This is a genomic window from Actinoplanes sp. TFC3, from assembly GCF_001553785.1.
GTDB lineage: Bacteria > Actinomycetota > Actinomycetes > Mycobacteriales > Micromonosporaceae > Actinoplanes.
Genome location: NZ_LOJP01000001.1, coordinates 2415790 through 2428516 on the forward strand (window position 1 = coordinate 2415790; position 12727 = coordinate 2428516).

Below are 12727 nucleotides of genomic sequence, written 5' to 3' on the forward strand. Positions count from 1 at the left end.
CCACCACACCGCCCCCGGCCGGCGCCGGGCTCGCCCACGCCCCGTACGTCGACATGGGTGCCTGGCCGACGCCCAGCCTGCCCACTATGGTCAGCAGCGGCAACCTCAAGAACGTGACGCTCGCCTTCATCACGGCCTCGGCGTGCAAGGCGATGTGGTTCAACGCCTACGACCCGCGGCAGGGCTGGGCCCGCGATCAGATCGACGCCGTGCGCGCAGCCGGCGGCGACGTGAAAATCTCGTTCGGCGGGGCCACCGGCATCGAGCTGGCGCAGGCGTGCTCCAGCGTGTCCGCGCTGCAGGCCGAATATCAGGCGGTGGTCAGCGCGTACAACCTCAAGTACATCGACCTGGACATCGAGGGCAGCGCGACCGCCGACCCCACCTCGGTGACCCGCCGCTCGCAGGCCCTCGCGGCGCTGCAGCGGGCCAACCCGTCGCTGCGGGTGTCGTTCACGCTGCCGGTGCTGCCCGAGGGGCTGACCGCCGACGGGCTCAACGTGGTCCGCTCGGCCCGCGACGCCGGCGTTAACGTGGACCTGGTCAACGTGATGGCGATGGACTACTACCGGGCCGGGGACTACGGCAATTTCGCGGTCGACGCCGCGAACTCCACGTTCAACCAGCTCAAATCGCTGTACCCGGGCCGCACCGACGCGCAGGTGTGGAAGATGGTCGGCGTCACCCCGATGCTCGGGCAGAACGATGACGGCCACATCTACGACCAGGCCGACGCGCGTCAACTGGTCAGCTTCGCGCAGGGCAAGCACCTGGGCATGCTCAGCTTCTGGGAGCTGGGCCGCGACAAGAACGCCTGCACCGGGGCGCTCTACATGTGCACCAACATCGCGCAGCAGCCGTACGAGTTCAGCCGCATCTTCGCGGCGTACACGGGCTGAGCAGATGACGCGAGGAAGCCGGGACCGGTGACGCTCCCGGCCTCCCGCGCTGATCAGGCGGGAGCCTGCGCCGGGTGTTCCAGGGCGGTCAGGAAGTCCAGATCGTCCAGGGGCTGATCGGTGAAGAACCGGCGTACCGTCTCCGCCCACTCGGCGCCGCGCTGCAGAAACGACAGGTGACAGGTGTCGCGCAGCAGCGTGAACGTGGCGTCGTCGATCTGGCTGGCCAGTTCCCGGGCCAGGTGCGGGCTGGAGATGTCGTCGTGCTCACCGGTCAGGCACAACGTCGGCACCCCGGAGATGCGCCCGGGCAGGTACGCCGGGTGGTCGATCGCCCGCTGCGACATCACCTCGTAGCGGACCATGTCCGGCTCGGTGGACGAGGCGAGCCGGCCGCGCAGGGCCCGGTTGATGACCTGGCGGTGCACGATGGTGGGCTCAGGGTCGCCGCAGGAGAACAATTCGAGGGCGAGCTGGCCGAACTTCTCGCCTTCCCGGGCGGCCAGCGCCCGCTCGATTTCGCCGAAGCGGCGGCGCTTGGCCGGCTCCCATTCGGCGGCGCCGGCCAGCACGAGCCGGGCAATCCGGTCGGGGTGCAGCTGGGCCGTGCGGTGGGCGGGGGAGAAGCCCAGGCTCACGCCGAGCAAGTTGACCCGGGGCAGCTGCCATTCGTCGAGCAGGTACAGCAACGCGTCGGCGTCGAAGCCGTAGCCGTGTTCGCGGGGCACCGGGGTGGGCGAATACTGGCCGGGCGGGTCCACCGCGATGATGGTCGCGATGTCCTTCCAGTAGGCGTCGTACCGGCTGTAGCTGTGCATGTTCTGGAACGCGGCGCAGAGCACGACGATCGGCTCGGTGACCGGGTTCTCGCACGGCACCACCCGGCAGGCGAAGTCGTACCCGCGGAAAGACAGTTGGTGGATTTCCTCGGCGTCGGAAAAGGTGTCGGTCAAGGCGATGAACTCCTCGCAGGGGTCAGGACAGGCCGAACTCGCGGCCGATGGCATCGAACATTTCCTCGTCGGTGGCACCGTCCAGATCGGAATCGGAGGTGGTGGCCGCGTCGCTGTCCTGCAGCCGGGCGAGCAGCGCGTTGAGGCGCAGCATCGCGCGGGCGCGCAGCAGCGGATCGGCGGCGTCGAGACCGGCTTCGAGGGTGTCCAGCTGGCTGTCGAGCGAGCCGGCGGTGTCGCCGATCAGCGTCAGCAGATGCTGGGCGGCCTGCCGGGGTGTCGGATGGTCGAAAATCAGCGACACCGGGGCGCGGACCCCGGCGGCGGCCTGGATGCGCTGACGGAAGCTGACCGCGGCCAGCGAGTCGAAGCCGAGCTCGCGGAACGTGTCGGTGGCGGCGATCTCGGCGGCCGAGGTGTGCCCGAGTTGTTCGGCGGCCTGGGTCAGCACGATGGCGAGCAGGGCGTCGTACCGCTCATGTGCGGGCAGCGCGGCGATGGGGGAGCTCGCCGTCCCGTCCGGGCCCGGCGCTGAGGTTTCGGCGAGGGCGCGCACGGCGGGCAGGTCGTCAAGCAGGGGGCGCGGTCGCGCTGCGGTGTAACCGGGAACGAAGGCGGGCCAGTCCACGTCGGCGACCACCACGCACCCGTCGTTGCGGTGCACGGCAACGTCCAGGGCCCGGATCGCCAGTTCGGGGTTCATCGGGCGCAGGCCGCGGCGGCGTAGTTGCTCCGCACCGTCGGCGCCGGCCATTCCCGCGCCGGCCCACAGGCCCCAGGCCACCGAGGTTGCCGGGGCGCCACGGGATCGGCGGCGTTCGGCGAGGGCGTCCAGGAAGGCGTTGCCCGCGGCGTAGGCGCCACTCATCGCGCTGCCCCAAACGGCAGAAGCCGACGAGAAAAGCACGAAAGCATCCAGGGTACGGTCAAAGAAGTATTCGTCCAGCGCCCGCGCGCCGGTCACCTTGGCCGCGGTGGTGGACCGGAATTCCTGAGCTGACATGGCTGCCACGGCGGTGGTTTGCGGGACGCCGGCGCAGTGCACGACGGAACGGATGATGCCGTGGTCGTTTTCGACGGCGGCGAGCATTGTTCGTACCGCGGTGGGGTCGGACAGATCGCACGCGACAAGCGTGACCGGCACGCCCAGGTCCTGGGGTTGCTCGGCCTGCGCGCCGCGACGGCTGACCAGCACGATGTGCTCGGCACCCGCGGTGGCCAGCCAGCGAGCGACATGCCCGCCCAGCGCGCCGGTGCCGCCGGTGATCAGCGCGGTCCCACCGGTCCGGAAGCCGGCACCGGTCGCAGGCGCGGCGTCGGGGATCAGGCGGCGCACGTGCACGCCGGTGGGCCGGATCGAGAACTGGTCCTCCGGGCCGTGCCCGGCCAGCACACCCGCGATCAGGGCGGGATTGGCGCCGGGGCTCAGGTCGATCAGGCCGCCCCAGCGATCGGGGTGTTCCAGGCCGATGACCTGGCCCAGGCCCCAGATCTGCGCCTGCTCGGGATCCTTGAGGCTGGTGACAAGCCACAGCGGCGCATCGAGACCGGCCTGAACAAGGGTGAGGACGTCCTCAGGGGTGGGGGAGATGGCTACGACGGCGGCGAGGTCTCTGGCTGCGGTGTATTGCGGCAGGGCGGCATAGGAGATCGCCGTGCCATCGAGCCCTGCCGGGGCGGTGCCGTCGGCGGTGACCACCAGCCGCGTGCCCTCCGGTGCGGTGGAAGGGTTTGCGGCATTCCAGCGACGCCAGCTCACGCGGTAACGCCAGGAGTCGATGACGCCGGCGGCGCGCTGGGTGCCGGGTTCGAGCCAGAACCGCTGACGCTGGAACGCGTACGTCGGAAGCTGCACCGCCCGCGCCGGACCGATGATCGCGCGCCAATCCACGCGCAGCCCGCTCACCCAGCCCTGAGCGGCGGACAACAGCAGCCGGCGCTGGTCGCCTTCCTCGCGGCGCAGTGTGCCGAGCACCGCCGCCGGGGTGCCGGCCGCGTCAACGGTGGCCTGCAACCCCATGGTCAGCACCGGATGCGGGCTCACCTCCAGGAAGTATCGGTGCCCTTCACCGGCGAGGGTGCCGATGACCTCGGCCAGCCGCACGGTGTGGCGCAGGTTGCGGAACCAGTAGCCGCCGTCCATCGCCGTGCCCTCGATGCGCTTGCCCTCCAGCGTGGAGTACAGCGGCACCGAGCCGGCGGTGGGCCGCACATCGCTGAGCGCGGCATCCAGTTGGGCGCGCAGCGGGTCCATGGCGGCGGAATGCGAGGCATAGTCGACGTCGATGCGCCGGGCCTTGCTCGTGCAGGCCGCGAGGAACGCGTCGAGCTCGGCCACCGGCCCGGCGACGACCACCGAGGTCGGCCCGTTGACCGCGGCCACCGACAGCCCCGGCAGCCCGGCGAGCAGCCCGGCCACCTCGTCCTCGCCGGCCACGACCGACACCATCCCGCCGGTGCCCGCCACCTGGCGCAGCAGCCCGGAGCGGACCGCCACCACCTTTGCCGCCTCTGCCAGCGACAGCACCCCGGACACGTACGCCGCAGCGATCTCGCCCTGGGAGTGCCCCACCACCGCCGCCGGTTCGACGCCCCACGAGCGCCAGACCGCCGCCAGCGACACCATCATCGCGAACAGCACCGGCTGCACCACGTCGACGCGCTCGGCGAACGCCGGGTCCGCCCGCCCGCGCAGCACGTCCTCCAAACTGAACTCGTCCCACGACACCCAGGGCTGCAGAGCCTCGGCGCAGCGGGCGACCTCGGCGGCGAACACCTGCGAGGAGTCCAGCAGCTCGGCTCCCATACCCGGCCACTGTGAGCCCTGCCCGGGGAACACCATGACGACCGGGCCGGGACCGACCTCGGCCGTGCTGCCCCACACCGCGTCGTCGCTGCTACCCGGCGCGGTTGCGGCGGCTACCGCGGACAGCCCCGCGGTGCCGGCTACGACCACGGCGCGTTCGCTGAGCTGGGCCCGGCCCTGCAGCAGGGCAGCCGCGACACCGGCGGGATCAGCGTCCTGACTGTTCAACCGGTCCGCCTGGGCGCGCAGGGCGGCATAACCGCGGCCGGACACCAGCCACGGCAGCACCCGATCACCGCCAACGTGTTCGGATGACTCCGAGGCGGGGGCTTCCTCGAGGATGACGTGGGCGTTGGTGCCGCTCATGCCGAACGAGGACACGGCCGCGCGGCGCGGGCCCTCGGCGGTCCATGGGCGCTGCTCGGTGAGCAGGCGCAGCGAACCAGCCGACCAGTCCACCTCGGTCGTCGGCTCCTGCGCGTGCAAGGTGGCGGGCAGCACACCGTGGCGCATGGCCATCACCATCTTGATGCCCCCGCCGATGCCCGACGCGGCCTGGGCGTGCCCGATGTTGGACTTCAGCGAGCCCAGCCACAGTGGGCGGGAGCCGGGGCGGGACTGCCCGTACGTGGCCAGCAGCGCCCGCGCCTCGATGGGATCGCCGAGCCGGGTGCCGGTGCCGTGCGCCTCGACCACGTCGATCTGGGCCGGGGTCAGCCCGGCGTCGGCGAGCGCGGCCCGGATCACCCGCTCCTGCGCGGGTCCGCTCGGTGCGGTCAGCCCGTTGGAAGCGCCGTCCTGGTTGAGCGCCGAACCGCGGACCACGGCCAGAATCCGCCGGTTGTTGCGGACGGCGTCGCTGAGCCGCTCCAGCAGTACCACGCCGACGCCTTCGCCCATGCCGAACCCGTCGGCCTCGGCACCGAAGGCCCGGCAGCGCCCGTCGGCTGACAAGCCCCGCTGGCGGCTGAACTCGACAAGCGCGCCCGGCAACGGCAGCACCGCCGCGCCGGCCGCGAACGCCAGCTCACATTCGCCGCGGCGCAGTGCCTGCCCGGCCAGGTGCAGGCTGACCAGCGACGACGAACATGCGGTGTCCACACTGAGCGCCGGGCCCTGCAGCCCCAGCAGGTACGAGATACGGCCCGAGGCGACGCTGGTGGCCGTACCGGTGACCAGGTAGCCCTCGACCTCGCCGGGATCGCTGGTGCTGCCGTAACCCTGCGCGGCAGCGCCGACGAACACGCCGGTGCGGCTGCCCCGCAGGCTGTGCGGGTCCACACCGGCGTGCTCGGCGGCCTCCCACGTGGTCTCCAGCAACAGCCGCTGCTGTGGATCCATCGCCGTGGCCTCGCGGGGGGAGATGCCGAACAGGCCGGCGTCGAACTCCCCGGCTCCCTGCAGGAAACCGCCGGCGCGGGCGTACGTCGTCCCCGGCGTCGCCGGATCCGGGTGGTAGAGCCCGGCCAGGTCCCAGCCGCGGTCGCCGGGCAGCGCCCCGATGGCGTCGGTGCCGTCGCTGACCAGTTGCCACAGCTGCTCGGGGCTGGTGACGCCGCCGGGAAAACGGCAGCCGATGCCGATCACCGCGATCGGTTCGGACGTGACCTCGTGCAACCGGCGCTTGGTGGTGCGCAGATCGCTGGTGACCTTCTTGAGGTACGTCCGGAGCTTCTCTTCACTGTCGGTCACAGGTGCAGCGTGGCCGACCGGGCTGCCCGGACGCCTCCCCTGATACCCCCTAAACCGGGCCGCTTTTGATTCCGGGGTCCCTATTTCCGGCCCTGCCCCTGGCCATCGGTGATCATCGGGTCAATGCTGGGCCGGTGCAGTGGATTCCTCGACCAGGCTGATGGCATTCGTCGGGCAGCGCAGAATCGCCTCCCCGACATCGGCCCGCTGACTTTCGGAAGGAAATGCGGTGAGCAGCACGGCCCTCCCGTCGTCGGCATCCTGGTCGAAAATCTCCGGAAAATACATGGCGCAGGTGCCCGATGACGAGCACGTCTCCCTGTCGATGATGACTCGCATCCGCCGATTGTATAGACGAATCAAAATTGCACTAGGGGGCGGTGACGGTCAGCACCCGACCGGTTTCGCCGGGGTCGGCCAGCACCGCCACGACCGCCGCGGCTACGTCGGCGCGACCGATCTCACCGGGCGGGGCGACGTCCGCGACGGCCGGCTGCAGCCGGAACAAACCGGTCGCCGCGGCGTCGGTCAGCCGCGGGGTGCGCACGATCGTCCACTGCAGGTCCCGGCTCTGCAGATCCTCCTCGGCAGCCACCTTGGCCTGCACATACGCGTGTTCTTCAAGGTCCGGCCGCCCCGCCGCGCCGTGCCAGTTGCTCACCATCACGTGCCGCTTCACCCCGGCCTGCTGCCCGGCCGCGGTGAACAACCGGGCCGCCCCGGCGGCTTGCGCGTCGCCCGTTCCGGCCGCCAGCACCAGCGCCCCGGCGCCGGCGAAGCTGGCGGCCAGCGAGGCCACCAGCGCCCGCGGATCCAGGCTCGTGTCGGCCGGCACAACCTGTGCGCCCAGCGTTTGCAAAGCGGCAGCGTGTTCGGCCCGGCGAATGACACCGAATACCTCATCACCGCGCTGCAGGAAAGCGGTGGTCAATGCGTGACCGAGCGGAGCCGATGCTCCCAGAATCATGATTCGCATGCCGCGAAGTATAGGAACCCACGAGCCTTCGAGAGGGAATTGACGTGTCCGATGTGACATCGCAGGCGCGGAATCTGCCGACCAAGCGCAGCTGCCCGTTCGACCCGCCGGACGAATACAAAGAACTGCGCGAGAACGAGCCGATCAGCCGGGTGCAGTTCGCCGACGGCCAGGAGGGCTGGCTGTTCACCACGTTCGACGATGTGCGGGCCATGCTGCTCGACACCCGGTTCAGCTCCGACCGCAACAAGTCGGCGCGCACCCGGCACAAACACGAGAAGCCGCGGCTACCCGCCGGGGCGATGGTCAGCATGGACCCGCCCGAGCACACCCGCTACCGGCGGATGCTGGCCGGGCAGTTCACCGCCCGCCGGGTCCGCGAGATGGAACCCAAGATCGCCGGGTTCGTGACCCAGCAGCTCGACGCGATGCAGCAGGCCGGGCCCGGCGTGGACCTGGTCGACACGTTCGCGCTGGCGATCCCGTCCATGGTGATCTGCGACCTGCTGGGCATCCCGTCGGCCGACCGGCACACGTTCCAGAACTGGGCGTCGATCGTGCTCAACTTCGACCTGCCCAAGGAACAGACCAGGGTGGCGCGCGTCGAGCTGTTCGAGTTCCTCGAGAACCTGGTCGCCGAGAAGACCAAAAACCCCACCGACGACTTGATGAGCGGGCTGATCCACGCTCCCGACGAGGACCGGCTGACCACCGAGGAGATTGTCGGCATCAGCGTGCTGCTGCTGATCGCCGGGCACGAGTCGACCTCGAACATGCTCAGCCTGGGCACCTACGCGCTGCTCAAGCACCCCGAGGAGCTGGCCAAGCTCAAGGCCGACCCGAGCTTGATGAACAACGCGGTCGAGGAGCTGCTGCGCTACCTGTCCATCGTGCACTTCGAGTTCGTCCGCTCGGTCAGCGAGGAGTTCGAGTTCCTCGGGCACACGATGACCCCGGGCGAGACGGTGAAGGGCGCGCTGGTCTCGGCAAACCGCGACCCCGCGCGCTACCCCAACCCCGATGTGCTCGACCTGAGCCGCGCTGACGTGCACCACCTGGCGTTCGGCTACGGCATTCACCAGTGCATCGGCCAGCAGTTGGCCCGCGTCGAGATGCGGGTGGCGTTCTCGCTGCTGTTCGAGCGGTTCCCGACGCTGCGCCCGGCCATCGACGAGCAGGACATCGAGTTCAAGGACGACTCGGTGGCCTACGGCGTCAAGCGACTGCCGGTCACCTGGGACCTCTGACCCGTACGCCCGCGCCGGTTGACCGCCGGCGCGGGCGGCGGCTTCACCAGCGCACGAAAAGCTGCTGCAGACCGCGGACCTGAATGCCGCCCAGCCAGTCCGAGGGCTCCGGCTCGCGGTCCAGGGTCAGCCCCGGGCAGCGCTGCACCAGAGCGTTGAGGGCGATGCGGGCCTGCATCCGGGCGAGCGGGGCGCCCAGGCAGAAGTGGATGCCGTGGCCGAACGCGAGGTGCCCCGGGCCGGGCGGGCGGCGGATGTCGAACTCGTCGGGCCGCTCGAAGGTGCCCGGGTCCCGGTCGGCCGAGGCCAGGCTGACCAGCACCATCTCACCGGGCTCGATGACCACGTCGCCGTACTCGATCTTCTCGGTCGCGTAGCGCGTGGTCCCGCTCTCCACCGAGCTGTCGAAGCGCAGCATTTCCTCGACTGCGCCGTCGATCAGGGCCGGGTCGGCCCGCAGCGCGGCGAGCTGGCCGGGATGGCGCAGCAGCGCGTACGTACCGGTGGACAGCAGGTTTGTGGTGGTCTCGTGCCCGGCCAGGATCAGGATGAAAATCATCGCGCACAGCTCGTCGGGCGAGAGCCGGTCGTTGTCCTCGGTGCTGGTGCGCAGCAGCGCGTGCATCAAGTCGTCCGACGGCTGTCCTCGGCGCTTCTGCTCGATCAAGTCGGTCAAGTACGCGATCAGCGCGGTGCTGGCCAGCGGCTTGGCCTTCGGGTCACGCGGGGCGAGGATGTCGCGCGTCCACTCCTTGAACAGCACCCGGTCCTCGGCCGGGATGCCGAGCAGCTCGCACAGCACCCCCATCGGCAGCGGGAAGCCCAGGCTGTCAACCAGATCGGCGCGGCCGCGCGGCACCATGTCGTCGAGCAGTCCGGCGGTGGTCTCCTCCACGCGCGGGCGCAGGTTCTCCACCCGGCGCCGGGTGAATTCCCGGACCACCAGCTTGCGCAGCCGGGTGTGCACGGGTGGGTCGCTGTCCAGCAGATGCTGGCCGATCACCTGCTGATGCCCGCCGCTGACCCGGGACTTGCTCAGCCGGGAATCGGAGAGAAAGGCGCGGGCGTCGTCGTAGCCGAGCACCAGCCAGAACGGCTCGCCCAGCCGGGTTGTGCGCTGCTGAATGCCCGCCGATTCGCGCAGGGCCCGATAGTGCGGATGCGGGTCGGCATAGAAATCCGGGCCGGTCTCGGCCAGGTCGATGTTCGGCATTTTTCAAGCCCCCCTGTTCGCCGGTAGCGCCGAGCGGATCAGCTCAAGAACGCGGGCCCGGTCGGTGTGGAAGAAGAAATGGCCGCCGGAAAGCTGGTGCACCTCGACCGGGCCGGCGGCGTGCTCGCGCCAGACCTGCGCCTCGGCCGGGGTCACCAGCGGGTCGGCGTCGCCGTTGAGCACCGTCATGGGCATGCCAACGCGGGCGCCGGGCTCCGGTTCGTACGTGCCGGCCAGCCGGAAGTCCGCGGTCATCGGCGGCAGCACCATCTGCACCACGTCCGGGTCGGCCAGCAGCGCCGGGGCGATGCCGCCCAGGTCACGCATCTTGGCCAGCATCGACGCGTCATCGGTGGCCGACTCGAAGCCGCGCGGCGGGCGCACCGAAGGCGCCCGGCGCCCCGAGGCGATCAGCGCGGTGACCCGGTCCGGCAGGGCGCGGGCCGCCTCGAAGGCCAGCAGCGAGCCCAGGCTGTGCCCGAACAGCACCAGCGGGAGGTCCGGCCCGGCATCCAGGGCCTCAACGACCGCGTCGACCATCTCCGGGAACTTCTCGACCGGCGGTTCGTGGCGGCGCTCCTGCCGGCCGGGGTACTGCACGCAGTACAGCTCGCCGCCGTCGGTCAGCGCCTCCCGCACCCACGGGTAGTACGAGGCCGACCCGCCGGCGTGCAGCAGGCACACCAGCCGGTACGTGCTGCGCGGCGGCGTCGAACAGGGAATGAGCCAGGTGGTCATGTGTCGTCCTTTCCCGCGGCGGCCGGGGCGGCGACCGCGGGGGAATCGGAGGGGTAGGCGGCCAGCGAGAGGGTGAGCAGGAACGCGGCCAGCGCCCCGGCCGCGCCGGCGGCCACCGCCCCCGAGGGCCCGATGTGGTCCATGAGCTGGCCGATCACCGGCAGGGCGAGCCCGACGCCGCCGGTCGTGGCCGCGGCCACCCAGCCGAACGCCTCGGCCCGGCGCGCGGGTGGGGCGACGTCACCGATGCGGGCGAAGCCCAGCGCGAAGCTCGGGGCGGCGGCGGTGCCGGTCAGCGCCAGCACCGCGGCGAGCAGCCACACCGGGGTGCTGGTCTGCGCCGGTGGTAGCAGCAGCGCGGTGAGCCCGAGCCCGGCGGCCATCGCGGCGATCGTCAGCCCGCGTCCGCTGCGCCCGGCCCGGCGGATCAGCAGTACGCCACCGGCCAGCGACCCGACGCCGAACACCGCTTCGAGCACGCCTGCCAGCCCCGGGGTGCCGCGCTGGGCGGCCCAGGCGACCACCGACAGCGTCACGGCGAACTGCGCCACGATCAGGAAGAACGGTACGAACAATGCCCGCACGAACGCCGGGCTGCGCAGCAAGGACCGCTGTCGTCCCGCCGTCACCCGGTCAGGAAGGCCGACCCGGTCCACCCCGGCGCGGCGGATGACCAGCGCGAAACCGAGGGCACCGGCAACCGCGAGCACCGCGCAGGTGGCCGTGGCCGTCGCCCCGCCCGTGACGGCCACGATGGACGCGGCTACCAGCGGACCCAGGATCGACACCAACTGGTTGCCGGTGGCGTCCATCGCGTACAGGGTGCGCCGGGCCTTCTCGTCACCGACCCGCGCCCAGATGGCCCGCGCGATCTGCGAGGTCGGCGGGGACAGCAACCCGGCCGCGAAACTGATCGGCAACGCGAGCGGCCACAACCGTCCGGGCAGCAGGGTCACCAGCACCAGCCCGGCCAGTCCGGCGCCGTAGCCGAGCCCGGTCACGGTCAGCACCTTGCCCGCCGAACCCCGGTCGGCGATGCGCCCGCGTACCGGCCCGGCGATGGCCTGGCCCACGCCGAGCAGGGCGCTGACCACGCCGACCGCGGTGTACGAGCCGGCCCACCCGGGCAGCAGGAAGGTCAGCGAGACCGGCAGCGCGGTCAGGTGCGCCCGGGCCAGCACCGAGGCCAGCAGCAGCGAGCGGACCCGGGGCAGCGAGGTCGTCAGCGAGCTGAGCATCAGATCCGGTAGAAGTCCCGCGGCAGCGCCTCGGCAGCCAGGATGTTCTGCCGGGAGCGCTCGATCAGCGTGTGGTTGTTGTGCTCGCCGAGCTGGCCGAGGTCGACGCCGAACGCGGCCCGCCGGGCGTACACCCAGCCCTCCAGCGCGGCGCGGGCCTTGAGCAGTACCGGCAGGTACACCAGCTCGTCGGCCGATCCGGGCGCGGTTTCGGCCCAGCCGCTCAGGAACGGCTTGGGATCGGTGCCCTCGTCCATGAAGCTGACCGTGGCCGCCAGGTCGGAGATGTGCGGGCCGTGCATGACCTCGCCCCAGTCGATCAGGCCGATCGTGTCGCCGTCGAAGCGGAACTCGGTGAGCCGCGGGTCGCAGTGGATGACCCCCTGCGACAGGTCGTCGGGTAGCTGCTCCTTGACCTCGCGCAGCGCCTGCTGGATCCATTCGAGACCGTCGAGGAACGGCATCGGCGCCAGCGCCCACTCCATGTGGGTCCACACCATGGTCTCGGGCAGCGGCGGGGTGTCCTTGAGCGCGGTGTGGATGCGCCCCAGCGTCCGGCCGGCCTGGGCGAGCTGCGCGGCGTCGCTCGCGTCGGTGCGGGTGCCGCGCACGTAGTTCAGCAGCGCCCAGCTCCACGGGCCGTCCACAGCGACGGTGGCGCCGTCCAGCGTGGGGCGCGGCGCCCCGGCCGGGATGCCCGCCAGCTCGGCGATGCCCGCCGCGGTGAGCCCGGACGCGAACTTGACCGCCTGGTCGGCCGGGACCGCCTTGAGCACGGCCAGGTCGTCGCCGTCGGCCAGCAGCCAGGTGTGCGAGTTGTAGCCGATCTGGAACGAGTCCTGCGGCCAGTCGACCACCGAGAACTGCTGCGCCCCCCACAGCGGCAGGGGTAACTGCCCGGCGGTCGGCGCCTCCGGCAGCGGGTCGAAAACAGGCATGACGAATTCGCTTTCGTGAGTTCTTTT

The 12727-nt window shown here is 71.2% G+C and carries 10 protein-coding genes; 2 read left to right on the top strand and 8 right to left on the bottom strand.

The genetic code is table 11. The features are described 5' to 3' along the window. On the top strand, positions 1 to 899 hold an 899-nt coding region (locus TFC3_RS11105), incomplete at its 5' end, for a chitinase (protein WP_067498940.1). Positions 900 to 952: 53 nt separating this feature from the next. On the opposite strand, the gene TFC3_RS11110 is transcribed toward TFC3_RS11105, so the two are convergent. The 4 genes from TFC3_RS11110 to TFC3_RS11125 all read right to left on the bottom strand — a co-directional run bounded on the left by TFC3_RS11110 (position 953) and on the right by TFC3_RS11125 (position 7326). Beyond that, on the bottom strand, positions 953 to 1852 hold the full coding sequence (locus TFC3_RS11110) for an alpha/beta fold hydrolase (RefSeq protein WP_161952574.1): 900 nt from the start codon (positions 1850 to 1852) through the stop codon (positions 953 to 955). Positions 1853 to 1874: 22 nt separating this feature from the next. Continuing rightward, positions 1875 to 6350 carry a type I polyketide synthase gene (locus tag TFC3_RS11115; protein WP_067498943.1) on the bottom strand — a complete coding sequence of 1492 codons (4476 nt, stop codon included), beginning with the start codon at positions 6348 to 6350 and terminating at the stop codon, positions 1875 to 1877. A 120-nt stretch (positions 6351 to 6470) separates the two neighbouring features. Further along, a complete protein-coding gene (locus TFC3_RS11120; RefSeq protein WP_067498944.1) occupies positions 6471 to 6689 on the bottom strand; it encodes a ferredoxin in 219 nt (72 codons plus the stop codon). Positions 6690 to 6720: 31 nt separating this feature from the next. Next, positions 6721 to 7326, bottom strand: a complete 606-nt coding sequence (locus TFC3_RS11125; protein ID WP_067498946.1) for an NAD(P)-binding oxidoreductase — start codon at positions 7324 to 7326, stop codon at positions 6721 to 6723. A 44-nt stretch (positions 7327 to 7370) separates the two neighbouring features. On the opposite strand from TFC3_RS11125, the gene TFC3_RS11130 reads away from it, so the two are divergent. After that, on the top strand, positions 7371 to 8573 hold the full coding sequence (locus TFC3_RS11130; RefSeq protein ID WP_067498948.1) for a cytochrome P450: 1203 nt from the start codon (positions 7371 to 7373) through the stop codon (positions 8571 to 8573). Between the two features lie 43 nt (positions 8574 to 8616). Here TFC3_RS11130 and TFC3_RS11135 read toward each other — a convergent pair whose 3' ends face one another. From TFC3_RS11135 to TFC3_RS11150, 4 genes are read right to left on the bottom strand one after another with little or no spacing between them, the layout of a single operon-like run. After that, positions 8617 to 9786: a cytochrome P450 gene (locus tag TFC3_RS11135; protein WP_067498949.1), complete on the bottom strand. Its 1170-nt coding sequence runs from the start codon at positions 9784 to 9786 to the stop codon at positions 8617 to 8619. Between the two features lie 3 nt (positions 9787 to 9789). Next, positions 9790 to 10524, bottom strand: coding sequence for a thioesterase II family protein (locus TFC3_RS11140; RefSeq protein ID WP_067498952.1), 735 nt, complete (start codon positions 10522 to 10524; stop codon positions 9790 to 9792). After that, positions 10521 to 11762, bottom strand: coding sequence for an MFS transporter (locus TFC3_RS11145; RefSeq protein WP_067498954.1), 1242 nt, complete (start codon positions 11760 to 11762; stop codon positions 10521 to 10523). The genes TFC3_RS11140 and TFC3_RS11145 overlap by 4 nt, the downstream gene beginning before the upstream one ends. After that, positions 11762 to 12700 carry a phosphotransferase enzyme family protein gene (locus tag TFC3_RS11150; protein WP_067498955.1) on the bottom strand — a complete coding sequence of 313 codons (939 nt, stop codon included), beginning with the start codon at positions 12698 to 12700 and terminating at the stop codon, positions 11762 to 11764. The genes TFC3_RS11145 and TFC3_RS11150 overlap by 1 nt, the downstream gene beginning before the upstream one ends. Between the last annotated feature and the right edge of the window lie 27 nt (positions 12701 to 12727).

Excerpts from the sequence above, each read along its gene's own strand:
- TFC3_RS11150 (WP_067498955.1), bottom strand. The coding sequence starts at position 12,700 with ATGCCTGTTTTCGACCCGCTGCCGGAGGCGCCGACCGCCGGGCAGTTA.
- TFC3_RS11120 (WP_067498944.1), bottom strand. The coding sequence starts at position 6,689 with ATGCGAGTCATCATCGACAGGGAGACGTGCTCGTCATCGGGCACCTGC.
- TFC3_RS11135 (WP_067498949.1), bottom strand. The coding sequence starts at position 9,786 with ATGCCGAACATCGACCTGGCCGAGACCGGCCCGGATTTCTATGCCGAC.
- TFC3_RS11140 (WP_067498952.1), bottom strand. The coding sequence starts at position 10,524 with ATGACCACCTGGCTCATTCCCTGTTCGACGCCGCCGCGCAGCACGTAC.
- TFC3_RS11145 (WP_067498954.1), bottom strand. The coding sequence starts at position 11,762 with ATGCTCAGCTCGCTGACGACCTCGCTGCCCCGGGTCCGCTCGCTGCTG.
- TFC3_RS11125 (WP_067498946.1), bottom strand. The coding sequence starts at position 7,326 with ATGCGAATCATGATTCTGGGAGCATCGGCTCCGCTCGGTCACGCATTG.